This window comes from Citrobacter sp. wls711, assembly GCF_005281055.1.
In the GTDB taxonomy this organism is placed as follows: Bacteria; Pseudomonadota; Gammaproteobacteria; order Enterobacterales; family Enterobacteriaceae; genus Citrobacter; species Citrobacter gillenii.
Genome location: NZ_SZXC01000006.1, coordinates 36,582 through 60,051, shown reverse-complemented (window position 1 = coordinate 60,051; position 23,470 = coordinate 36,582). Strand labels below are relative to the sequence as shown.

19 protein-coding genes are annotated in these 23,470 nt (G+C 52.5%); 10 read left to right on the top strand and 9 right to left on the bottom strand.

Annotation, left to right across the window (positions count from 1 at the left end; genetic code table 11):
• Genes lapG through FDW98_RS00765 form a run of 4 tightly spaced genes read right to left on the bottom strand, consistent with a single transcriptional unit; the run spans position 1 to position 4,690 of the window.
• The gene (gene lapG, locus FDW98_RS00780; RefSeq protein WP_170975188.1) at positions 1 to 690 is read right to left on the bottom strand and encodes a cysteine protease LapG; all 690 of its coding nucleotides are present in this window, start codon (positions 688 to 690) and stop codon (positions 1 to 3) included.
• Positions 691 to 695: 5 nt separating this feature from the next.
• Entirely contained in the window at positions 696 to 1,589 is an 894-nt protein-coding gene (locus FDW98_RS00775) for a transporter substrate-binding domain-containing protein (RefSeq protein WP_096755939.1), read from the bottom strand.
• Positions 1,573 to 2,505, bottom strand: a complete 933-nt coding sequence (locus tag FDW98_RS00770; protein WP_096755940.1) for a transporter substrate-binding domain-containing protein — start codon at positions 2,503 to 2,505, stop codon at positions 1,573 to 1,575. The genes FDW98_RS00775 and FDW98_RS00770 overlap by 17 nt, the downstream gene beginning before the upstream one ends.
• Complete coding sequence (locus FDW98_RS00765; RefSeq protein ID WP_096755941.1) at positions 2,498 to 4,690, bottom strand: bifunctional diguanylate cyclase/phosphodiesterase; 2,193 nt, start codon at positions 4,688 to 4,690, stop codon at positions 2,498 to 2,500. The genes FDW98_RS00770 and FDW98_RS00765 overlap by 8 nt, the downstream gene beginning before the upstream one ends.
• Before the next feature lie 621 nt (positions 4,691 to 5,311).
• On the opposite strand from FDW98_RS00765, the gene FDW98_RS00760 reads away from it, so the two are divergent.
• The 9 genes from FDW98_RS00760 to FDW98_RS00720 all read left to right on the top strand — a co-directional run bounded on the left by FDW98_RS00760 (position 5,312) and on the right by FDW98_RS00720 (position 17,215).
• On the top strand, positions 5,312 to 7,504 hold the full coding sequence (locus FDW98_RS00760; RefSeq protein ID WP_096755942.1) for an EAL domain-containing protein: 2,193 nt from the start codon (positions 5,312 to 5,314) through the stop codon (positions 7,502 to 7,504).
• Positions 7,505 to 7,569: 65 nt separating this feature from the next.
• The gene (locus FDW98_RS00755; RefSeq protein WP_096755943.1) at positions 7,570 to 9,660 is read left to right on the top strand and encodes a Cache 3/Cache 2 fusion domain-containing protein; all 2,091 of its coding nucleotides are present in this window, start codon (positions 7,570 to 7,572) and stop codon (positions 9,658 to 9,660) included.
• Entirely contained in the window at positions 9,657 to 10,724 is a 1,068-nt protein-coding gene (locus FDW98_RS00750) for a chemotaxis protein CheB (RefSeq protein ID WP_096755944.1), read from the top strand. The genes FDW98_RS00755 and FDW98_RS00750 overlap by 4 nt, the downstream gene beginning before the upstream one ends.
• Entirely contained in the window at positions 10,721 to 12,133 is a 1,413-nt protein-coding gene (locus FDW98_RS00745) for a protein-glutamate O-methyltransferase CheR (protein ID WP_096755945.1), read from the top strand. Before FDW98_RS00750 ends, FDW98_RS00745 begins: the two co-directional genes overlap by 4 nt.
• Positions 12,134 to 12,144: 11 nt before the next feature.
• Positions 12,145 to 14,271 (top strand): response regulator, encoded by a 2,127-nt coding sequence (locus FDW98_RS00740; protein ID WP_096755946.1) that lies wholly within the window; start codon positions 12,145 to 12,147, stop codon positions 14,269 to 14,271.
• A 22-nt stretch (positions 14,272 to 14,293) separates the two neighbouring features.
• Complete coding sequence (locus FDW98_RS00735; RefSeq protein WP_096755947.1) at positions 14,294 to 14,650, top strand: response regulator; 357 nt, start codon at positions 14,294 to 14,296, stop codon at positions 14,648 to 14,650.
• A gap of 15 nt (positions 14,651 to 14,665) precedes the next feature.
• Complete coding sequence (locus FDW98_RS00730) at positions 14,666 to 16,351, top strand: diguanylate cyclase (protein WP_096755948.1); 1,686 nt, start codon at positions 14,666 to 14,668, stop codon at positions 16,349 to 16,351.
• Entirely contained in the window at positions 16,348 to 16,872 is a 525-nt protein-coding gene (locus FDW98_RS00725; RefSeq protein WP_096755949.1) for a chemotaxis protein CheW, read from the top strand. The genes FDW98_RS00730 and FDW98_RS00725 overlap by 4 nt, the downstream gene beginning before the upstream one ends.
• Complete coding sequence (locus FDW98_RS00720; protein ID WP_096755950.1) at positions 16,856 to 17,215, top strand: hypothetical protein; 360 nt, start codon at positions 16,856 to 16,858, stop codon at positions 17,213 to 17,215. The genes FDW98_RS00725 and FDW98_RS00720 overlap by 17 nt, the downstream gene beginning before the upstream one ends.
• A gap of 29 nt (positions 17,216 to 17,244) precedes the next feature.
• Here the strand turns inward: FDW98_RS00720 and sitD are convergent, their stop codons facing one another.
• The 4 genes from sitD to sitA are packed head-to-tail and all read right to left on the bottom strand — an operon-like array spanning position 17,245 to position 20,682.
• Positions 17,245 to 18,096 carry an iron/manganese ABC transporter permease subunit SitD gene (gene sitD, locus FDW98_RS00715; protein WP_096755951.1) on the bottom strand — a complete coding sequence of 284 codons (852 nt, stop codon included), beginning with the start codon at positions 18,094 to 18,096 and terminating at the stop codon, positions 17,245 to 17,247.
• Positions 18,087 to 18,950, bottom strand: coding sequence for an iron/manganese ABC transporter permease subunit SitC (gene sitC / locus FDW98_RS00710; protein ID WP_048213040.1), 864 nt, complete (start codon positions 18,948 to 18,950; stop codon positions 18,087 to 18,089). The genes sitD and sitC overlap by 10 nt, the downstream gene beginning before the upstream one ends.
• Positions 18,947 to 19,768 carry an iron/manganese ABC transporter ATP-binding protein SitB gene (gene sitB, locus FDW98_RS00705; protein ID WP_096755952.1) on the bottom strand — a complete coding sequence of 274 codons (822 nt, stop codon included), beginning with the start codon at positions 19,766 to 19,768 and terminating at the stop codon, positions 18,947 to 18,949. The genes sitC and sitB overlap by 4 nt, the downstream gene beginning before the upstream one ends.
• The gene (gene sitA / locus FDW98_RS00700; RefSeq protein ID WP_096755953.1) at positions 19,765 to 20,682 is read right to left on the bottom strand and encodes an iron/manganese ABC transporter substrate-binding protein SitA; all 918 of its coding nucleotides are present in this window, start codon (positions 20,680 to 20,682) and stop codon (positions 19,765 to 19,767) included. Before sitA ends, sitB begins: the two co-directional genes overlap by 4 nt.
• A 186-nt stretch (positions 20,683 to 20,868) precedes the next feature.
• Here sitA and FDW98_RS00695 point away from each other — a divergent pair, with 186 nt between their 5' ends.
• The gene (locus FDW98_RS00695) at positions 20,869 to 21,213 is read left to right on the top strand and encodes a nitrous oxide-stimulated promoter family protein (protein ID WP_096755954.1); all 345 of its coding nucleotides are present in this window, start codon (positions 20,869 to 20,871) and stop codon (positions 21,211 to 21,213) included.
• 78 nt (positions 21,214 to 21,291) lie between these two features.
• Here the strand turns inward: FDW98_RS00695 and flhA are convergent, their stop codons facing one another.
• Positions 21,292 to 23,370, bottom strand: a complete 2,079-nt coding sequence (flhA, locus tag FDW98_RS00690; RefSeq protein WP_096755955.1) for a formate hydrogenlyase transcriptional activator FlhA — start codon at positions 23,368 to 23,370, stop codon at positions 21,292 to 21,294.
• Between the last annotated feature and the right edge of the window lie 100 nt (positions 23,371 to 23,470).

Genomic DNA, 23,470 nt, shown 5'->3' with positions numbered 1-23,470 from the left:
CTATTTATCTATCGGGAAGCCTTCTTCCCGCATTTTGGTGAATACTTGCTGCCAGCGAGAAAGTCTCTTGCTGTCCCCAATACGTTTTGTGTTCTGGTTGCCCGGCAGCCACAGGCCGCTATCGTTAAATGAGTACACTGGTAATAAATCCTGACGCTGGCTGGCCGGTGAAAGGGTGTTTGTCAGACTATCGAGAACCAGAGGGATGGCGTCAGGCGTGGCATACCAGGTCAGTACCATATGTGCGCGGTTTAAACGTAGGGCTTTAACGTAAGTGATACGCAGCTTCTCTTCGGAAACGCCCAACTGCCGCAGCGTGAAATATTTCGCGATGGCGTAGTCTTCGCAGTCTGCTTTACCCTGGCGCAGGGATTCCACTGGCGTCGCCCAGTAGTCGACGTTGTGCCAGACGTCGCTATCCTCGGCGTAACGGAGCTGGGTATTAAAAAACAGATTTACCGCGCGCAGCTGTGTTTGCTCATCGGCATGGCGCAGTTGAATTAAGAGCTGTTGCCAGGCATTGATGCGCTGTTGTGCCGCAGCGCTGGCAGGGCCATAGAGGGCATCGGACTTCTGCATGATGGTGGCAAAATCCCACGCCGCGCGCAGCGAATTGACCATCAATAGCAACAACAGCGCCCCTGGGATCTGCCAGAGGCGAAGTAAGCGAGTGAGTGAACAGACGCTTATTTTTTTCAAGGGTGATGCTGACACGGTGTAGGAGGCTGATTTCCCGTATGTTTACAGGCATAAGGCGCCAGCCATTTTTTGCGCAGCTGTACATTAATAGGGGAAGCGAAAATGGTTTTCAGTGAACTGTCGATGAACGCCACAAACTGCGGATCGTTTTTGCGCATCATAATGGCATAGTGCATATCCGCGCCGATGGTTTCGGCTGACACGCTAAATGTGTCAGGCAGTTCACTCTGATTAATCAGCGGCCAGGCCAGGATATCATCGATAAACAGCGCTGCAGATTCATTCTGCGCCATTTTATTAAACGCCCCGTTTATCGTGGTAGTGGTTATTGTTGAAATATTAAGATGCTGTTCCCGGTTCGCCTTATTGAATTCCAGCAAATCTTTTGAACTGCCTGTCAGGCTAACCGTTCGTCCTTTTAAGTCAGCCAGGGAGTGGATATTGTTTTTACGTAAAGAGATGATGCGCATTTTCGCGATGTAGTAGTTAACGGAAAATGAAACGCTGGAGGTCCGCTCTGGCGCGTTAGTATTTACGCCACAGTCCATGTCTATTTTACGTGTTTTTAATGCAGAAAAGCGTTCCGCAAAATTCACCGGAATATAATGAATGGTTAAGTTATTGAGCTTGAGATACTGCCGCAGTTTGTCCGCAATCAGGTTACACACCGCAATGGTATACCCCGTTACCTTGCCGTTTTGGTCGGTAAAGGAAAACGGCGGCAGCTGGCGATAACCCACGTTCAGTACGCTGCTGATTTGTATGTGTTCCAGCGTGGCGGCATTCTGCTGCGCCATCAACACAGGGGACACGGTGAGGCCAGCCAGTAAAATCAGCCCCTGCGCTACACGTTTTATCCGGGCCATCTCATGCTTAATTATATTTTTCATAATCAAAACCGATCTTCTTTTTTGCTGACGTTAATGCTTTCAGATTATCTGACATGGGAATATTTAAATTGATGGCTTTCGGCGGTATTGGAGACTGAAACCATTTATTGTACAAGGTCGTAAACTCACCGCTGGTCATCAGAGAAGATAACGTGTCATCCACAAAAGCTTTAAATTCTTTATCGTGTAAAGGGAGCAGCAGTCCCGCCGGAAGTGGCGCACTGAGCGCAATACGGGATAGCATATATTCATCCGGGTTGGCGGCCTGCGCAATCATCCCTTTTAATAATACGGTGCTGGAAATCAGCGCCGGATAGGCGCCGCTCTGAACGCCATTGAAGGCGACGTTGTTGTTAGTATCCAGCTCAATATTAATGTTAAGCGCGTTGGCGGTATTAATTTTCTGTAGTTGCTCAACGTAAACTGTGCCGCTTTTTACCAGCACGCTGTGCCCGGAAAGTGCTTGTAGATTGCCATTATAATCATTCCTACGCATCACATAGCGAGTGCTGGAAAAGTAAAATGGCAATGAGAATTCACTAATGCTGTGGCGACCCTTCGAATAAAAAGCCGGAATGCACATGATATCGGCCATGTGTTTTTTAATGAGCACAAACTGAGATGCCGAGTTTGCGCGCACCCATTGCGTTTTCAATGATTTAAGCTGCAGTTTGGTTTTCAGCGCAGCGACGATATTTTTACAGATATCAATGGAATAGCCAGCAGGTGACTGGCCTTCCTGGTACGAGAAAGGAAAGGCATCATCCTGGTAACCGAGGGTGATAGTTTTCATTCTGGCAATCTTCTCCAGCGTGCGCTGTTCGGGCGAAACATCCGTCGCGCAGCGTGCAGAGAAAGGGATTAACAGCGCAGCGGCAAGCACAATACGCGTTGCCAAACGCAGGCAATTAGTCATGCATAACCTCTTCTGCAAGGGCTTCATCGGCAAAAGCAGACAACACGTCACGCTCGCGCAGCGGATAGCTGAAGAAATATCCCTGCACATGTTGGCACTTAATTTCGCGCAAAATGTTGCGCTGGAGCGGTGTTTCCACCCCTTCCGCGGTGACGGAGATATTGTACTTTTGCGCGAACTGGATAAGCATCACAATCAAGTACTGGCTGGCATTATCCTGCTCTAATTTATCGATAAGCGTGCGGGCAATCTTGATGCGCGTGAAGGGGTAGACCAGCAAATAGTCCAGCGCGGCGTAGCCTGTTCCCAGATCGTCCATTGCGATGTCGATCCCCATCGCGCGGATCTCTTTCAGTACCGGGAGGGCAATAGACTGATCCAGTTTCTCGGATTCGGTGATTTCAATTTCGAGTCGATTGGCTGACAGTTGGCTGGTGCGTAACGCTTCTTTGATGACGTCGACCAGCCCTGGGCTGTGTAACTGATTGGCTGACACATTGACGGCAATGCGGATGTGTTCCGGCCATTTTGCTGCGACGGCGCAAGACTGGCGAATGACCCATTCACCTAAACGCACAATCAGGCCCGAGCTTTCAGCAATATTGATAAAGTAATCCGGGTAAATCAGCCCTTTCGTCGGGTGATTCCAGCGGATCAGAGATTCGTAGCCGTGAACCGTTTCATCCTGCAGATTAACGATGGGCTGGTAGTAAAGTTCGAACTGCTCGTTATCAATACCATCAATAATTTCCTGATTAATGAACAGGCTGTGGCTCTGTTTCATCACCATGCCGTCTTCGAAGAAATGGAAGCAACCGCGGCCATGGTGCTTGGAGGCATACATGGCCAGATCGGCATTGATCATCAATGTTGAGGTATTATTGCCCTGATAAGGGGCGCTGGTAATGCCAATGCTGCAACTGATAGAGAACGTGTGGGTGCTCCAGCTAAACGGTGTGCTCAGCGCGCGCAGAATACGTTTCGCCAGCCGGTTCGCCTCTTTAACGGCGTTGTCGCTGACCTGTTGCAGAATCGCAAACTCATCCCCGCCCAGACGTGCCGCCATATCGTTTGGCCCCAGCAATAATTGCAGGCGCTGCGCCACGTTGATTAACACTTCATCGCCGGCTTTATGGCCGAAGGTGTCGTTTACCGGCTTGAAGTTGTCGAGGTCAATCAACAGCAGGTTGAACGGTTTCTCTGCCTGCTGGACTTCACTGACGCGTTTATCCAGCGCCAGTCCGAAAGAGACGCGATTGGGTAAGCCTGTCAGCGAATCATGATGGGCCATATGCTCCATCTTTTGTGACATCTCATGCATACGCTGTAGATAGCCGCGTTCTTTCATCGCGACGCGCAATTTTTCAATGGCGCTGGCGAGATGTCCAATCTCATCATCCTGGTCAAGATAGGGGGTGACAGAGTCGGTTTCTTCGCGGGCAATGCGGGTAATGGAGTTAATTAGCAACGGAACCGGGCGGAACAGACGGCGCATGAACAGCGTCACCAGCGTCAGCGTTGCCAGTAAAATGAGGACGAAAATGATACTGCTCTTTTTCAACATCGCATCATAGGCAGCGTACAGATCACTCTTCTTACCAATGCTGCTTATCAGGCTGCCGAGGATTTCACCTGAGGGCGTCAGAACAGGGACGGCGCTGATGAAGCACGCTTCGCCGTTGATCTGGGCAAATCCGATATAGTCGTTGACCAGCACATCGCGTGGCAAACGCCCGGCGAAGGAGATTACCCCGTCGCCTTCTTCAGACTTATTGTTGATACCCACGAAACCTTTATCGGGCGTATACAGGAACATCCAGGTGGGATTGTGCGTTTGCGCTGAGGCCAGTGCCAAAACGTCTACCGGGTTATAGCCGGTCTGAATAATGGAGTCGGTATCGCCAAGCTGTCTGTCCGAGACAATACGGGATATTTGCCCCGTGTCGCGGGTTTCAACCGAAACGGTGGTATATACGCTGCGGATGATGTAGGTCATGATCTGGGCGTTGGCTTCTGCTCTCTGTACCCACTGCTGATAAGAAAAGTTGTCGATCAGGCTCCAACTGGTAAAGGCACCAGCACCAAACGCAATAATGATCCCCGCCAGCAAAAACTGTGTTATTTTGCCGGTGATCGAATGTTGCCATCCTTTTATTGCCTTTAGGGAAAACAGAGACGTGGCCACGGATTCTTTTTAATTCCTGAAAATACACATATATGCTGAATTAAATTTCTTTTATGACTTAATGAAATAACAATATGGGTATTTTTGTTACAAGTAAGTAGATGAAAGGTGTGAAACTCTCAGGTACAACATTTAATTAACACTGGAGCTGAATAGCTAACGATAAAATAACGGTGTATAAATATAAGGATCGCTGTACATTTCGTCAACAGGTAAAAATGTACATTAAAACACAATTTCATTCAGTGGTGATGTGTCGTATTAATGTTGACATTAATGCCTGTAAGGAATGTTTTTTGTACACACGTTAAAGATGTGCGATGGATATGCTGGCGGTGCTGTGTTTTTACACTATTAATCAATTGATTAGGTGGCTTATTAACTGGTGAGATAAAAATAAAAATATCATGATATGTCCATTTTTATCTATAAATGATGGTTTATTTTCTGATGCGATATGAATAAGATGCACGCTTCAATGTAGAGCCTTTTTTATTTTCTCAGTGTGCGGTTAATGTCATCAATTTTACAATGGTTAATGACTGGCCCAAATGGATTTGTTTGCGACATTAGAATCTGGATTAAAGTCCTATTGGTATAGTGTATAGCGGATAAATTGATTTGGACGCAATAATAAATACAAACACTGCAAAAATCACGCGTGAATGGTGTCTGCCGCTTGCTATTCCTGGCCTTTTTTATCCACTGGCACACTATCTTAACGGTTACTGCATTCTTAATAATACTCTATTAACCGTTTACGATCTCAAATTAGCCGTATTTTCCGCCGCATTGGTTCTCTTTGGTTATCGGGTTCTGCCGGGGATAATGCTGTTTCTGGCGGTGATGTTTTGGGTTGGTCCTGCAGGCGAACACGTGGATGCGTTGTGCCTGACGGCGGCATCGACGCTGAGCTATGCCATTTATCGTAAAGTGACGGGCAGACGCAGTAGCGCCAGCTTTAGCCGGATCACCATCAGCCTGAATCGTATGATTTGGCTCTGCGGCTACAACATTTTGCTGTATCTGCTTTTCAGCAAAATTTTCGCCTTTGTGGTTCCCCACAGTCAGCGATCGGATGTGGCGAACCTGCATATTATGAGTCTGGAAATGCTGGTGCGTGTCCAGGGACTTGCTAACGGTTGCCTGACGGGGATCCCCTTTTTCTATAAAGCATTTCGCATCCTGCGCCGACCGTCCTGGTTGTTTACCTTTATTAAGTCGATCGGCGAGCAATGCAAAGGCAATGTCACGGTATACGGCGTCATGGCGTGGTGCACCGTGCTTATTGGTCTGATGCTATGTTTAACGTCGCCCTATAACTCGAATATTTTCTTCTCATTCTACAGTCTGATCCTGCTTTTCCCGTTGATGCTGTGGGGAGCTATTAAGATTGGCCACTCATTTACGATGCTAGTGTGGACGGTGGTATTAATTATTCTGGGCAAGCATAACGATAATTATATCGCCAGCGATGAGAGTTTCATGCTGCACCAGGCTATGGTTTCAACGCTTATTTTTATCTTTTCACTCACCATTGTGATTATGGGCGCGCTGGCAAAATTTACCCGTCAACGATTTAGCCAGGCGCTGGTATTAGGTCTGACCGACCCGATGACGGGCATGGCAAACTTGCGTGCGCTGAAGACGGAGCTGTTTACGACCGAACATGCGACGGTGTGCCTGATTCAACTTCCCGAACTGGAGCTTTTTTCCCGCCGCTACGGTTTTCATTTTCGTACCCGTTATCAGAAAATTTTGGCTGAGCATTTGCAGAAGCATTTGGTCGAAAGTGAGAAGGTCTATTATCACGCCGGTTATGATCTGCTGATCAGGCTGGAAAATTGTACCTGGGAGCGGTTGTGTGATTTATACCAGGCCGCTAACGGTTTTCGCCTTTTTCATAATAATCAGCGGCTGGGGTTTCGCAGTGGTTTGGGCTATTGCCTGATTCACGATGTGAGCGATGACATCTATCAGTTGGTGGGGAAACTGGGCATGGTCGCGGGGTTGTCTCTGACCAACGGCAGACCCGAAAACCTGGAAACACAACATAGCCGCATGCTCGGCAACCATATTGTGGATAAAACCGATATTCGCACGGCGTTGCAAAATGCGTTGGATAACAATGCGTTTGTGCTGATGGCCCAGCCTATTGTCAGCACCCAGGGCGAAGAACACTATCATGAAATATTGATCCGCATGTTAAACGATAAGGGTGAATTTATTTCGCCAAACAGTTTCCTGCCGGTGGCGCATGATGCGGGGCTGGCACCGGAAATCGATTTATGGGTCATCGAAAATACGCTCAAAGCCATGTGTCACCATCCACAGCGTTGCTTTTCTATTAACCTGGCACCGGTGACGGTGTGTCGTTCAAATATTGTCTCGAAGATCACCCAGCTCTTACAGGAATACGCCGTCGCGCCGCAGCGAATTATTTTTGAGATTACCGAAGCGGATACGCTGTCCGATAAACAACAAACCGTAGAAACGCTGCGTTTAATTCGCCAATTAGGCTGCCGGGTGGCGATTGATGATTTTGGTACCGGGTTCGCCAGCCATGCGCGTTTGATGAATATCGAGGCGGACATTTTGAAAATTGATGGCTCGTTTATTCGGCGGATCACGGAAAGTGAAATCAGCTACTACATCGTTGAATCATTCTGCCGCGTTGCCGAAATGAAAAACATGCAAGTCGTCGCCGAATTTGTGGAAAACGCCAGTATTCAGGCATGCCTGGAGCAAATGAACGTGGGGTGGTTGCAGGGATATCACATTGGTAAGCCGACACCGCTGCTCACGCTGAAATAGCGTGGCGCCAGCATAATTCTGACTCAAAAAAAGAACAGCGCCTTCTCAGACAGAGAATAAAAAATATGAGTGACATGATTAAAGTAAAAGAACGCCCGGCGGCCATATCTTCAGACGGACCCACTGCACGAGTGCTCACCTGGCTGCACAGTATTCACCTGGGTGTCGCGATGAAACTCGGCATGATTCTGGTGGTGTGCATTGCCACGCTGCTGATTGGCGCCTCTTTTATGTTATCGAATTATCTGTCCAGCGAGCTGCAGGTTAATGCGCTGGAAATGATCAAAACCAACACCCGTATTTTCCATAATAGTATTGCTAATGAGTTCCAAAGGGTCACCCGGGATGCGGAACATTACAGCAATGTTTACATTAATAACTATCAGAATGTAGCCAATAAGCCACTGCGCTCTATGGACGCGTCTGAACTAAAAGCCGTTTTGAGTAACCCCAATACAAACGACCATTTCACCGAATTAACCAGCGTCTTTGCCAGCACGTTTATTCTGCAGGGCGAGCAGTTTGTTCGTGTCAGCAGCACGTTGCTGGCCAGTTCAGGTAACACGGCGACGACAACGGCACTGGGGCGCGATAATCCGGCATTGCCATTACTGCTGAAAAATAAACCGTTTTCTGGCGTGGTCACGCTGTTTGGTAAGCAGTTTATTAGCCACTATGAGCCGATTGCCGATAAATATGGTCAGGTGATTGGTGCCGTGGCGGTCGGGTTTGATGTCAAACAGACCCTGCAACCGATCATCAGGCACTTACTCGATGTACATATTGGTAAAAATGGTTATGCCTACGTGCTGGACGCCGGGTTTGATCCCGGACGTATGCTGTCGCATCCTTCGTTGGCAAACCAGCAGGTGGTGAATATTACTGACGCCAACGGTTATAAGCTGTTTGCCGATATCCTCGAACATAAAAATGGCATCACCTACTACAACTGGGTGAGTGGTTATGGTGTCGCACCTAAGACCAAAGTTGCCGTCTATGAGTACATTGAAGGGATCAACTGGATCATCGCCACCACCAGCTATGTGGATGATGTCGCCAAGAGCAGCAATCTTGTGCGCAATGGCCTGTTGCTGTTCACCGCGTTGCTGTTGCCCATCATTTTATTGCTGATTGCGATTGCCAGCCGCTTCCTGATTTCACGCCGTCTAAACCGTGTGCTGAGAATTGCGCAGACCATCGCGGAAGGTGACTTAACGGTGGATGTGCAGGTCGATCATCCTGATGAAATTGGCGAACTGCTCGGCGCGGTAGAAATGATGCGCCAGCGCCTGCACTCGCTGGTGGGAGATATGGTGTCTCATGCGAACTCAGTGCACCAGGCATCATTGCACATCACCGAGGCGGTAGACGGCCAGGCCTCAACCAGCGTGGAAACCTCATCTTCAGTGGCTGAAATTACCTCCACCATGGAAGAGCTGTCGGCCTCTTCCACCCAGATAGCCGAGCATTCGCGGGCGGTGGTCGATATTGCCAACCAGACGCTTGAGGATTGCAATAAAGGCTCGGATTCGATGTCGCAGCTGCTGATGCGCATGACGGATATCGACAACGATAACCAACAAAACATGCGTGAAATCATGATGCTCGGCAACAAGTCGACGGAAATCAGCCGCGTGATGGTGATCATTAACAGTGTGGCGGATCAAACCAAACTGATCGCCTTTAACGCCGCGCTGGAAGCGGCCAGCGCCGGAGAAGCCGGGAAACGTTTCTCCGTGGTGGCGGCTGAAATCCGTCGTCTGGCGGATTCAGTCACCGAATCGACGGTTGAAATCGAGAATAAAATTAGTGAAATCCAGAACGCGATTAATCGCCTGGTGCTGAACGCGGAAAAAGGTGGCGAGAGCATAAAATCGGGGACGAGGGCGTGTCAGCTGAGCGCTGAGCACCTGAATGATATCGTCGTTACCGCAGAGCAAACCTCTACGGCAGCGCTGCAGATCTCGCTGTCTACCCAGCAGCAGAAAACCGCCAGCAATCAGGTGGTTATGGCGCTGCGTGAAATTGTTGTCGCCAGTAACTACACGTCGCAGTCGATCAAAGACATTCTGATTGTGAGTCAGGATATGACACAGCTGTCGAAGGCGCTGAAAGAGGCCTCTGCATCATTCACCCTGATGGATATGGATGCATGAGTAGCCGCGGTATTCGGGTACTGATCCTGGATTTGGGCAGCGTCTCGCGCAACCAACTGGTCAAGCAACTGGAAGATCATCCACATATTTCGGTGGTTGGGCAGGCGGCCCATCGCCGCCAGGCAATGCGGTTGTTGCAACAGTTAGGGCCTGATCTGCTGATCCTGACGCTGGAAACGTCGACCGCCGATAACGTCGAGATCGTCGAAACCATCATGGCGACCAGCGCAATCCCTATTCTGGTCATGCATTTTGGTGGTGAAAATGCAGGCGATGAGGATTACATTTCTCGCGGGGCGCTGGCGGTGTTGCACCATAACTACGACTCTCCACTCGCCACCCGGACGCTGCATCGACAGGTGGAACTGCTGGTGGGCGTAAAGGTCATCCGTCATATCAAGGGGTTACGCTACCCTGCCGAACCGAGTGTGTCGGGCACGCGTTTGGCAATGGAAACGGTTGAGACCACGGCCGACTGGCCCTATGTGCTGGCGATTGCCTGTTCGACCGGTGGGCCGCAGGCACTGAGCAAACTGTTGCAGGATTTACCCGGTACGTTCCCGTGTCCGGTACTGATTGCCCAGCACATTGCCGATGGTTTCGCCAAAAACATGGTGCACTGGCTGGACAGCGTAACCGATCTGAAGGTACGGCTGGCACAGGATAATGACCCGGTGGAGGCCGGAAATGTCTATATCCTGCCACCGGAACAGCATCTGATCGTCAAAAGTAACCAACGACTGGCGACGGTTCCACGACAAGAAAGCGACGTGTATCACCCCAGCTGCAATCTGTTACTGGAGTCGGTCGCTGAGGTGTTCCGCGAAAAAGCGGTCGGGCTGATCATGACCGGAATGGGCAGCGATGGATGTCGCGGCATCGAGCTTATCGTCCAGCGTGGTGGGCGAACGCTGGCGCAAGATGAAGAAAGTTCGGTGGTCTTTGGTATGAACAAGAACGCGATTGATAAGCAGCTCATACACCGCACGATCCCGCTGAATGGCCTCGCGAAGGTGCTGCTTTCGATGGCAGGTCACGGGCATTTCGAGAGTACATTGCCATGATACCCAACCTTCCAGAATATGCCCGCTTGATCAAAGAACGGGTGGGTTTGCACTTTGATAATGCGATGGAAGCGCTGCTGAAATCGGCGCTGAGTCAGCGCATGGCTGAGCGTAATATCACTGATTACTATGAATACTATGAAAAACTGCGGCTGTCGCAGGACGAGTTTGATCGCTTTATTACCCTGATTACGATTAACGAAACCTATTTTTTCCGTGAAAGCGACACGCTGGATTTAATCTGCGAAAAATGGGTGCCGCGCATCATGCAGCAGCGTAGCGGTCCGGTGCGTATTCTTAGCGCAGGGTGTTCATCAGGGGAAGAAGCCTACTCGCTGGCTATCAAACTGCATGAAAAGTACCAGGATGGGATGGCGGAACGGGTTGAACTCTACGGCTGTGATATTGACCCGGCAATTCTCGCGAAAGCCAGAAATGCCAGCTATTCCAGCTACTCGTTTCGTGGCGTCGATCCGTTAATTCAGCAGCGCTATTTTACCCGTACGGGAAACCAGTTTCGGCTGCATGACGCCATCCGTGAAAAAGTGTCATTCCACCGCACCAACATCATCAAAGAGCAACTGCTACCGGAAGTGGATATTATTTTGCTGCGCAACGTGTCTATCTATTTCGACACGCCGACCCGCCGCGAGCTGCACGCAAATTTGCAAAAAATGCTGCAGCCGCACGGCGCTTTGTTCTTCGGCAACGCAGAAACGCTGGCGAACAATTTCGATATCCTGAAGCTTGAGCAGGAAGAGAGCATTTTCTATTTTTGCCACCACGCTGAATCTCCTCGGGTGGTGCCAACACCACGGGCTACGCCGCGCGCGACCGTCACCGCCCCCGTTGTTGCCGTCGAGCCTGCCGCACCCGCGGCGCTTAAGTCTGACGACTGGCTGAAAAAGGCGCGTGCCTGCCTCGATGAAAAACGTTTTTCCGATGCTGAAAAGTGTATCGCCTGCGTATTACGCAGCGATCCGGGCCATCAGGATGCGCTGCTGATTCAGGGCGTGATTGCGCTTGAGCAGCGAGAGTTCTCGCAGACCACCGGCAATGCGCAAAAGATCCTCGCCCAGGATGAATGGTCGGCAGAGGCAAAAATGTTGCTCGGTCTGGCGATGATGTGGCAGCACCAGACGCAGCAGGCGATTGCCTGGTTCAAACAGGTGGTCTATCAGGAACCGGGTTACTGGCCCGCGCATTATTATCTGGCCGAAATGTATCGCCAAAGTGAACTTCACCAGCCCGCGCAGCGGACTTATCGCGTGGTGATGCAATTACTTAACGATGAAATCAACAATCCTTCAACGGTGTGTCGTCTACGTTTGCCGATGGTCTTTCCCGGCACGACGTTTCGCTTTCTGTGTGAACATCAACTGGCGCAATTCGCCCATCAAAGCGGGTAATAAGAACGATTATGGCTATCGATCTGAAAAAATTCGTTCTGCGTTTTATTGATGAAGGGAGAGGGCATTTGCAGACGCTCAGCGAGGGGGCCTTTCTGCTCTCTGCTGGGGAACATACCGATGCCGGGATAGGTGAGATGTTTCGCGCCGCGCATACCCTGAAAGGGGGCGCACGGATGCTGAAACTGCAAAGTATCGCCGATGTCACGCATCACCTGGAGGACGTCCTGAGCGAACTGCGGGAAAAAAAACTGACGCCGGACCGGGCGCTGGGCAACCTGATTCATGAAGCGGTGGAGTATCTCTCAAACCAATTGACCCAGCTTTTTGTCAGCGCAGGGGATAACCAGCTGCCGCCTGCGGATGCGGGGCTGTGTGAACGTCTTGCCTGTGCGAGCCGTGGGGAAGCTGCTACGTTGGCGGTGGAGGCGGTTATTCACGCGGACAAACCCACGCCGTCGGCGGCGTCGATTACCGTGGACGGTGGCATTAAGCAGGCTGACTTCGTGCGCGTTAAGCTCAACAAGCTGGATGATCTGATCGACATTCTGGGGGAAGTGGTCGCCGGTCATGACCGCCTGGAACAGCAGATACAGAATCTGAGTCACATTGTGCCGCGGTTGTTAGGGCTAAGCGCAGAGCAGCTTCGTCAGCAGATCCGCGATTTCAGCGCCCAGTTAAAAGAGAGCGTACAGGTTCAGCATTTGCAGATGTTTGAACTGTATGACGTGGCGGCGCGGATCCGCATGCTCCCGCTTTCCACGCTCTTTGAGCCGATTTCATTGCAGGTGAGTGAGCTGGCCTCCACGCTGAATAAGCAGGTGGTCTGCCGCTTTGTGGGCGGGGAAGTGGAGATTGACCGCCAGCTTATTGACCGGCTATCGGAGTCGCTGACGCATCTACTGCGCAACGCGGTCGATCACGGCATTGGTGACATTGATGAGCGGTTGGCGCTCGGTAAATCCACGCGCGGTACGATCACCATCACTACCCAGCAGGATGGCAGCGGAATATTACTGCGGGTGGAAGATGATGGCCGTGGGCTGAACTATCCGGCCATCAGCGCGAAGGCGGTCAGTAGAGGACTGGTTCCCGCGTCGATGGCCGGGCAGCTCTCTGAGCAGGAGTGTAATGAGCTTATTTTTCATCCCGGTTTTTCAACCAGCAAAATCGTTTCTGAACTGTCCGGTCGCGGCGTCGGTCTTGATGTGGTGCGCAAAACGGTGGTGACCGATTTGCAGGGGGATTTGCAGGTGTACAGTCGGCAAGGTGTCGGAACGAGTTTCACGCTGCGTCTGCCGGTATCACTGACAATGATGCGTATCCTGCAATTTGAAGAGCAGGGACACCTGTTTGGGTTGCCCGCTCAGTACGTGGTTGAGGTGGTGGAGTACACCCCGGAAGGGATCAGCGATATTGCCGGACGCCCGGCCATTATTTTGCATAACGAGTTTATTCCGGTGGTTTGCGCAGGCCTGCTACTCGGTATACACGCACGTCAGGGAAGCCGCTCTCCGGCGGGGCAGCGCTTAATCATTGTGCAGAATCAGTACAGCAAGATGGCGCTGCGGGTCGATAAGTTGCTCGATGAGCGCAAGATGATGATCAAACCGCTACCGAAGCATATGCAGCAGCAATCGCTGGTATCCGGAATGGTCCAGACGCCGGAGAACCAGCTGGTCAGTATTTTACAAGTTCCGGCGTTGATGGCGATGGCGCAGCAATCGCGACAAACCAGTACGCCCGTAAAACCGGTGAGCGTGGCGCAAAACGCCTGGCATGTGCTGGTGGTTGATGACTCGCTGAATACCCGCGAGATAGAAAAGAATGTACTGGAAGCGCACGGCTATCAGGTGACGCTGGCGGAAGATGGGCTGTCAGGCTTGCAGAAAGCGAAACTGACCCAGTTTGATGCGGTCCTGACGGATGTCGAAATGCCGTTTATGGACGGTTTTACCTTCACAAAATCGCTGCGTGGCGAGAAAAACTACCAGCACACGCCGATTATTATCGTGACCTCCCGCGCCAAGGAAGAAGACCGGCGGCGCGGTATTCAGGTAGGCGCGGATGCCTATATTGCCAAGGGCGATTTCGAGCAGGACAGCCTGATAAAAACCTTAAAAATGCTGTTGTGCTGAGGGCACAACACCGAGAGAGACGATGCGAATTTTATTAGTTGATGATGATCTTTTTGCCGCTGAACTGGCATCCGTCTTCCTGGAAATGGACGGCTACGAGGTGGTGATTGTGGAAAGCGCCATCTCTGCCTTAGCGTGCCTGGATTCGGATAAAACACTCGATCTGGTGATTAGCGACCTGTATATGCCAGAGATCAGCGGACTGGATCTGCTGGCGCTGCTGCGTGCCCAGGGCTGGTCTAAACCGTTTATTTTGCTGAGCGCCAATGAAGTGACGGCCAGCGATGTGCCGTATGATCGCTGGGTGAAAAAAGATGAAAATCTGGCGGAAAACCTCGGTTCCGCGGTCAATGCGCTGCTGCAGCCTGCTACTGAATAAGTCAAAAACCTCACGATGAAACAAGAAAATAAGCACCTTGCTATGGCTGCCGCTCAGGAAAAAATCTCACGGCTGAGACAGGGGTTTTTACGCCGCATTCCCGATATGCTGGCACAAGCGGACAGGCTATTGGTGCAACTGGTCGCCGAACCCAGCGAGGTTTGTCGTAAACAGCTGCATATTTTGCTGCACAGTATTCACGGGTCTGCCGGATCTTTTGGCTTTGCTCCGCTCGCTACTGCCTCCGCGGAAGGTGAGCGATTACTCACCGAGCCGGAGCAATGCACATTACATTGCGATGAGCTGCGGAGGATCCTCCGTTGGCTGTATACCCTGACGCAAGAACAGCTCAGTCTTGAGCATCGTATCAGCGACACAGGCTTCAAATTACCGAACCCTGAGGAGCGTCCAGAGGAGGCGTTTGTCCGCCGTACCAGTAAACCGATCTACCTGTGCGATGATGACCTTGATCAGGTTGAACTGCTCGCCACCCAACTGCGCTGCTTTGGTTTTACCTGCCATGTCTTTGCGAATACCGAGGACTTTACCCAGGCCGTACTGGCGCAACCACCTTCCGTGGTGATCATGGATGTCAGCTTTCCGGACAACGCCTACGGCGGCCCGCTGACCATGTCGGATCTGAAAAAGAAAGTTGGCACCGCTTTCCCGGTGCTGTTTCTCTCCTGTCACAGCGACTTTACGGCGCGCATTAACGCCATAAAATCGGGCTGCGACGGCTACTTTGTTAAACCGGCGTCTATCACCGATTTAGTGCAGGAGCTTCACCGCTTAACCCAGCCGTCGCTAAAGAAACCCTATCAGATCCTGTTGATTGACGATGAGCCAGCGGTCGCGGAATACAACGCGGAAATGCTGCGGATGGCGGGAATGGACGTGCATGTGCTGGAGAAACCTCAGTATTTGCTGCATGTGCTGAACGCCCAGCCGATTGATCTGGTACTGATGGACTACCACATGCCTGAGTTTAGCGGCGTGGATCTGACCAAACTGATCCGCCAGATCCCGCAGCACATTGGCCTGCCGATTGCCTATCTTTCCAGTGAAACTAATAAGACGGCGCAGTTTGGCGCCATGAGTATTGGGGCGGAGGACTTTATCCTCAAACAGGCCGATCCTCAGGGATTGATCCATGCCGTGTCGATCCGAGCGGAAAGAATGCGCACCCTGCGCGCCCGGATGTCGCAGGACAGTTTGAGTGGGTTATACAACCACTCGACGACCACCCACTTTCTTAAAAGCGCGATCGCCGAATCTAACTACAGCGGTAAACCGTTCTGCATGGTGATGGTGGACCTGGATCATTTTAAAAATATTAACGATACCTACGGCCACGTCGTCGGAGACCAGGTGATTGTCGGCATCTCGCAGCTGTTTTCCCATCGTTTACGCAGCACTGACATTGTGGGCCGCTACGGCGGGGAAGAATTCGCCATCATCATGCCGAATACCACCAGCGAAACGGCAGCCCTGGTAGTGGAACGTTTACGCAAGGATTACGAGCAGGTCGCGTTCTCCGTTAATGGTACCTATTTTCACAGTACCTTCAGCGCTGGTATCGCGCAGTGGCAGTTTGGCGATCGTATTGAAACGCTGCGTGAGCGTTCCGATCAGGCGCTGTATGCCGCCAAGCAAAAAGGCCGCAACACCTTCTGTATCGCTGAAGAAAAGGAGAGAGCATGAGCCCACAACTGGAGCAGATCCTGGCGCTGAATCATGGTGAGAAACCCGAGTGTGAAAGCGTCGATGAGCCGCAGTGCACGCTGGTGTTATTTCAGCTGGCGGATAAAAACTTTGCTTTCTACGGCGCGCAGATAAGAGAGATCCTCGCGGAACGTCCTATCTCGTGGGTACCCTGTTGTCCGCCGATGCTTGAAGGCGTGATCAACTATCGCGGGCGCGTGGAGTCGGTCATGAGGCTGGACGGCCTGATTGACAACCCCGTGGCTAACGCCCTGGGGAAACGGACTATCCTGATTGGCTGCGGTGAGAGGATGCAAAGTGGCATCCTGATTGACAGATTGATTGATGTTCTTGAGGTGGTGGAAAGCCAGATTCATTTACCCGGTGATTCACTGCCTCCGGCGCTACAGCCGATTGCGGTCGGGGTGGTCAAGGTGGGCGACACCTGGTTCACCCTGCTGGATCTGAATCTGGTATTTGACCGTTATCAGGAGACCTGTGGTGATGACGCAACCCGTTAACCTGGCGGCCGTGCGCATTCGCATGGGAACGCAGGAGTTTTACATTCCCGCAAGCCAGGTCCGCAACTGCTCGCGGGTGACGCACGTTTCACCGGCTATCCCGCGCTTTAGCCAGTGGCTGGGCATTGCCGATGAACCGCCAGAGGGTGGACATTTGCATTTTTTTGTTCCGCCAAGTGGTGTTGATACTGGCTGGTACTTATGGGGGCAACTGGAGAATGTCATGCTCTCCAGCGACATCATTTTTGCGCTGCCTCCGCTGCTGGCTCACAGCTGTCGCCTGCCCGCGCTACGGGCGCTGGTGGGGCGCGAGGCGCTCAGCCCGCTGTTGAGCTGGGGCTGATAAATACCTCACGCTCTTATCTTTGAGCGTTATATACCGCCGTACTGGCGTCGCCGTTCTAAACGGCGATCGCGCAGGGTGGAATAAATAAAGGCGATAACAAATAGCAGGGAGAATAAGACGACGATGGTCGGGGCCGGTGCGCTGTCGATGAAAAATGACAGGTACACGCCCATAAATGAGGTGGCCATCGACATGACGACGGCGAGTATCAGGGCGTGGGAAAACTGGCGCGTGAGTAAAATTGCAATCGCGCCCGGCGCAATTAACAACGAGATCGACAGAATAATACCCACCGACTTCAGCGTGGCGACGATGGTGAGCGCGATCATACACAGCAGACCATAATGCAGCAGGGTGGTGTTCAGCCCGCAGGCTTTTGCCTGGTGCGGATCGAAGGCGTGCAGCAACAGATCTTTCCACTTTAACCCGATGACAAGGGCAATCCCCAGCGCAATAACCGCCGTTTGTGCGATATCCCCCAGCGAGACACCGAGCATGTCGCCGAACAGAATATGGTCCAGATGAATCTCAGACTGGATTGAGACGTACAGCACCAGTCCTGCGCCAAACATGCCGGAGAAGACGATACCCATCAGCGTGTCGCGTTTGATGCGGCTATTATCATCGAGATAGCCGGTCGCCACCGCGCAGAACAGCCCAGCGATAAACGCCCCAATGGCCAGCGGAATGCCCGCGATGTAAGCCAGTACGATCCCAGGAAATACCGCATGGCTCATGGCATCGCCCATCAAAGCCCAGCCTTTGAGCACCAAAAACACCGACAACAGCGCGCAGGGTATGGCGACGATAACGGAGATGGTCAGCGCGTTCACCATAAAGCTGAACTGAAAGGGTTCCAGCAGGGCGGTTAAGAACATGAGGACTCCTTATTCACCTGGCGGGCGCGGCGACGGTTGGCCAACAGACCGTGTTTTGGCGCGAAGACAAACGCCAGCAGAAACAGCAGTGTTTGCAGAACGACAATGATTCCGCCAGTCGCGCCGTCCAGCCAGTAGCTCAGCCAGGCACCGAAAAAGCTGGTCAGGCTACCGATAGCGACGGCGATAGTGAGCAGCCGGGGAAAGCGATCGGTCAACAGCCAGGCCGTGGCACCGGGCGTCACTACCAGGCAAATCACCAGAAATGCGCCGACAGTTTGTAGCGCCGCAACGGTGGAAACTGAGAGCAGCGTAAAAAATAACAGCTTCAGGCGGCCTGGGTTCAGACCGATAGAACGCGCGTGGTTCTCATCGAAAAAAACCACCATCAAATCTTTCCACTTCAACAGCAGAATGGTGAGTGAGATGACGCCGATAATCGCCAGTTGCAGAATATCTTCCGGTGCAATCGCCAGCACATTACCGAGAATAATGGTCTGAATGTTCACCGACATCGGATTGAGCGACACCATAAACAGCCCGATGCCGAAGAAAGAGGAAAAAATCAGCCCAATGATCGCATCTTCCTTCAGGCGCGAACGCTGGTTAAGAAACAGCATACTGCCCGCTGCCAGCCCGCCAGAAAGAAACGCGCCAAGCGCAAAGGGGAGCCCTAACATATAGGCCCCGGCAACGCCCGGCACAATCGAGTGTGACAGTGCATCGCCAATTAACGACCAGCCCTTGAGCATTAAATAGCAGGAGAGAAACGCGCACAGGCCGCCGACCATCGCCGAGACCCACATGGCGTTGAGCATATACTGGTAGCCAAACGGTTCTGTCAGCCAGTTCATGGTGATTCCCCCTCGTTGGGCGTACGTCGAGAAATAAACGGCCGTTCATCATCGGTGATCACGTGCTGCTCACCGCCGCTTAGCTTCACATGGCGCAGGACGCCGCTGAACGCCAGCTCGAGATTTTCGGGGGTAAAGGTGGTGTCGGTCGGGCCGCTTGCCAGCACCGTCCCTTTGATCATGACCGTGTAATCACAAAACTCGGTCACCGAGCCCAGATTGTGAGTAGAGACCAGCATCGTGCGCCCCTCATCGCGCAGTTCGCGCAGCAGGTCGATGATGCGGGCCTCGGTTTTCACGTCCACGCCGGTGAACGGTTCATCCAGCAAAATGACCTGTCCGTCCTGGGCGATGGCGCGCGCCAGAAAAACACGTTTTTTCTGCCCACCGGAGAGTTCGCCGATCTGCCGATGGCGGTATTCCAGCATATCGACCCGCGCCAGCGCCGCATCCACGCATTGATGGTCGCGTGCGGTTGGTCGACGCAGCCAGCCCATATGGCCAAAGCGTCCCATCATCACCACGTCTTCCACCAGCACCGGAAATGACCAGTCCACCTCTTCCGACTGGGGAACGTAGGAAATCAGATTCTGTTTTAGCGCCTTGCTGACCGGCTGCCGCAGAATGGAAATTTCGCCCTGCGCCAGGCGGACAAACCCCATCAGCGCTTTAAACAGCGTTGATTTCCCGGAGCCGTTGACCCCGACCAGCGCGGCAATCGATCCACCCGGTACCTGAAAGGTGGCAGCGCGCAGCGCGGTGTGCCCGTTGCGATACGTCACCGTCACCTGATTGACGGAAATCGCTGAATGACTCATGGCTGGCTCCCCAAACCTGCGTTAATCCCGCTGACAATGGTTTCCGTTGTCACGCGCAGTAAATCCAGATAGGTCGGTACCGGGCCATCGGCAGCGCTCAGCGAATCGACATACAGCACGCCGCCGTAATGTGCGCCGGACTCACGCGCCACCTGACGGGCGGGCTTGTCGGACACCGTGCTTTCGCTAAATACCGTCGGGATCTGATGAGTTCTGATCGCATCGATCACTTTGCGCACCTGTTTGGGTGTGCCTTGCTGATCGGCGTTGATCGGCCACAAATACAGCTCTTTCAAATCGTTATCGCGCGCCAGATAGGAGAATGCGCCTTCACTGGTGACCAGCCAGCGTTTATTGGCCGGGATTTTTGCCAGCGCCGCATGCAGGGGATCGAGCGTCTGACGAATTTTCGTTTTATAGCGCTCTGCATTGTTCTGGTAGATGGTGGCATTGTCCGGATCGTACTTCATCAGCGCATCGCGGATGTTATCGACGTAAATCAGCGCGTTCTCAGCTGACATCCAGGCATGGGGATTTGGCTTGCCGTTATAGGGACCTTCGCTGATGCCCATCGGCTTCACGCCGTCAGAGACCATCACCTCCGGCACGCCGGATAAATGCTGGTAGAAGCGGGCAAACCACAGTTCCAGATTGAGACCGTTGGAGAGGATCAGCTGTGCGCCCTGCGCGCGTTTAATGTCGCCCGGCGTGGGCTGATATTCGTGAATTTCAGCCCCCGGCTTGGTAATGGAGCTGACCTCGGCTGCGTCACCCGCTACGTTGCTCGCCATATCGGCAATCACCGTAAAGGTGGTGACCACCTTAAATTTTTCTTGCGCCGATGCAGGCGACAGCGACAGCGCCGTCAGGACGCAGGCAAGGAGAAATGATTTCAGATGGGGCAGGCGCGGCATAGTATCCCTCACAAGAAAGTGGTTAATTTATCATCGAATATAGCCTTTGCTATGTTATATAGCACAAGGCATGATAAATGAAAATAATTCTTATTTGTGTAGGGTGCTAAGGATGTATCACCTTCAGGTAATAGTGCCGCGGATTACTAAGGTGTATTATGCATGCAACTTAAATATGGAGGCATCATGTCCGGCAAACGTATTGCACGTGAAAAAATGACGATCCAGAAAATGATCTCGCTGTATGAGAGCCAGTGTCCGCAGGCTTCAGACGAGCCGGGGCATTACGATGCGTTGTTTGCCTATGCGCAAAAACGACTGGATAAGTGCGTATTTGGTGAGGAGAAACCAGCTTGCAAACAGTGTCCGGTGCACTGCTACCAACCAGCCAAACGCGAAGAGATGAAGCAGATTATGCGCTGGGCTGGGCCGAGAATGCTCTGGCGTCATCCGATCCTGACCGTGCGTCATTTGATTGATGACAAACGCCCGGTGCCGGAATTGCCAGAGAAATTTAAGCCTAAGAAATAATGTTGCTGTGTGCCGGATGGCGGCAGCGCCTTATCCGGCCTACAAAGGCATACGCATCTGCGCCATCAGCCACAATCGTTAAACCAGCGCATCCTTATCAATACCCAGTCGCTTCATGCGCGAGAGCAACGTTGTGCGTTTCAGTCCCAGCCGCTGTGCTGCGCCTTTTGGACCGGCGACCACACCGTTGGTTTCTTTCAGCACGCGCATAATCAACTGGAATTCATCTTCGCCTTCCTGCGCAACTTCGGTCGCCACCGGCGGTGTACACGGCGACTGCGTGATGATATCCGGCAGGGACAGTTGCAGTACGTTGCCTCTGGTCAGCAGGACCGCGCGTTCCACCACGTTTTCCAGTTCGCGCACGTTACCCGGCCACTCCATGCCGCTCAATGTGCGCAGCGCTTCAGCCGGAATGCTGTCGATATTGCGCCCCATCCGGCGAGCAATTTTAAAGGTGAAGGCTTTCACCAGCAGCGGGATATCTTCCGGGCGCTCGCGCAGCGGTGGCAGGTGGATCGGGAAGACGTTCAGGCGATAGTACAGATCGTTGCGGAATTCGCGATCGGCCACCATTTTTTTCAGATCGCGGTTGGTGGCGGCGATCAACCGCACGTCGGTCTGGATCAGCTTGTTGCTGCCCAGGCGTTCAAATTCCTGCTCCTGCAGAACGCGCAGCAGCTTAGGCTGTAGCTCCAGCGGCATGTCGCCAACTTCGTCGAGAAACAGCGAGCTTTTATCAGCCAGTTCGAAACGCCCGATGCGCTGCGTACTGGCACCGGTAAACGCGCCACGCTCATGACCAAACAGGTCGCTTTCCAGCAGTCCGGCAGGCATCGCCGCACAGTTCATCTTCACCATCCGACGGGCATTACGTCCACTCAGATTGTGAATAGCCCTGGCAATCAGCTCTTTACCCGTTCCGGTCTCGCCCAGAATCAGCACGGTGCTGTCGCTTTGCGCCACCATCTCGACCTGTTTGAGCACGCTGTACATGGCTTCGCTGCGGCCAATGATTTCACCAAACTCACTGTCCACGTTATTGAGCTGCTCGGTCAATGCCAGGTTTTCATCGACCAGCCGTTCTTTCAGGCGGTGGATCTCCTGGTAGGCGAGGGCGTTATCGACAGCAATGGCCACGCGCTCGGCAATCTGGCGCAGCAGCTTGAGATTGGCGGTAGTGAAGACTTTTTCTTCGCACTGGGCCAGCTTGAGGACGCCAAGCATCGTGTCGCCGGACATCAGCGGCAGCAGACACAGGGTTTGTAACTGGTTGCCCCAGGTGTCAAACAGCATGCGTTCGTAAGGCGCCAGCGCATCACGTTCGCTCAGGTTAATCAGCAGCATCTCTTTGCTTTTGAATACCCGCTCAGAGAGCGTTCCCGCTTCGTCAACTTCGCTCTGCTCGTGCGCCGGATGATGCTCATCCAGATAGTGGGTGGAATAGATGCTCAGCTTATTTTTGCGATCGCTGCGCAGCACGATGCTGATGGCGTCGATATCGAAGTAGTGGTGGATCTCTTTGGCGACTTCGCTGACCAGCTCATCAATGTCCAGTCGGGAGAGCACCGCATTGGTGATGGCGACCAGGATACGAAAGTTGTCACGCTCACGACACAGCAGATCGTAGTCGACGTTGTTGCTGACCCGGTTCTGGATCTGTTCGGCCACGACGCCGACGATCTGGGTAAAGGTTTGCAGGCGGTTGTACTCTTTTTCACTCCACGGGCTGTCTTCGTGGCGGATAAATTCACAGCCGCCGAAGATGCGCCCATCGGCCGCCAGCGGCAGCAGACAGTAGTGACCAAATTGGGAGTACAAGCCGCCGGATGCCAGCTGCGGCCAGGTTTCACTAAACTCATGGTAGCTGCAGTGCAGGGCATCGGGACGAGACAGAATGCGGCGCACCGGACCGTGTGCCAGCACCGTTTCGTCTTCATAATCGATGGGTTTACCATTTTCACGCGTCGTAAAGTAACGCGCACGCTGCGTCTGCGCCTGCCATAACACAATAGCCGCACTGTCGGCCAGCGCCGAACGCTTGACCAACTGTGAAAGCGCCTCACTGAGAGACTGAAGATCGGGCTGCTGTAATAATGTACGAGTGATATCGAACAAGCCTTGCTGTCCGAGGTCGCTCATCGGTGTATACGACATATTGCTTTTCCAGGAAGCACCAACGGTGCAAAAACGGTAAATGAATTATAGGTATAAGTTGAAAATTATTGTCGGATGGCCAGGGTACGCCATCCGTAGG

Coding starts and splice junctions, on each gene's coding strand:
- FDW98_RS00725 (WP_096755949.1), top strand. CDS start 16,348: ATGAGCCCACAACTGGAGCAGATCCTGGCGCTGAATCATGGTGAGAAA.
- FDW98_RS00770 (WP_096755940.1), bottom strand. CDS start 2,505: ATGACTAATTGCCTGCGTTTGGCAACGCGTATTGTGCTTGCCGCTGCG.
- FDW98_RS00720 (WP_096755950.1), top strand. CDS start 16,856: ATGACGCAACCCGTTAACCTGGCGGCCGTGCGCATTCGCATGGGAACG.
- sitB (WP_096755952.1), bottom strand. CDS start 19,768: ATGAGTCATTCAGCGATTTCCGTCAATCAGGTGACGGTGACGTATCGC.
- sitC (WP_048213040.1), bottom strand. CDS start 18,950: ATGAACTGGCTGACAGAACCGTTTGGCTACCAGTATATGCTCAACGCC.
- FDW98_RS00755 (WP_096755943.1), top strand. CDS start 7,570: ATGAGTGACATGATTAAAGTAAAAGAACGCCCGGCGGCCATATCTTCA.
- FDW98_RS00750 (WP_096755944.1), top strand. CDS start 9,657: ATGAGTAGCCGCGGTATTCGGGTACTGATCCTGGATTTGGGCAGCGTC.
- sitD (WP_096755951.1), bottom strand. CDS start 18,096: ATGTTCTTAACCGCCCTGCTGGAACCCTTTCAGTTCAGCTTTATGGTG.
- FDW98_RS00740 (WP_096755946.1), top strand. CDS start 12,145: ATGGCTATCGATCTGAAAAAATTCGTTCTGCGTTTTATTGATGAAGGG.
- FDW98_RS00745 (WP_096755945.1), top strand. CDS start 10,721: ATGATACCCAACCTTCCAGAATATGCCCGCTTGATCAAAGAACGGGTG.
- FDW98_RS00695 (WP_096755954.1), top strand. CDS start 20,869: ATGTCCGGCAAACGTATTGCACGTGAAAAAATGACGATCCAGAAAATG.
- flhA (WP_096755955.1), bottom strand. CDS start 23,370: ATGTCGTATACACCGATGAGCGACCTCGGACAGCAAGGCTTGTTCGAT.
- FDW98_RS00730 (WP_096755948.1), top strand. CDS start 14,666: ATGAAACAAGAAAATAAGCACCTTGCTATGGCTGCCGCTCAGGAAAAA.
- FDW98_RS00775 (WP_096755939.1), bottom strand. CDS start 1,589: ATGAAAAATATAATTAAGCATGAGATGGCCCGGATAAAACGTGTAGCG.
- sitA (WP_096755953.1), bottom strand. CDS start 20,682: ATGCCGCGCCTGCCCCATCTGAAATCATTTCTCCTTGCCTGCGTCCTG.
- FDW98_RS00735 (WP_096755947.1), top strand. CDS start 14,294: ATGCGAATTTTATTAGTTGATGATGATCTTTTTGCCGCTGAACTGGCA.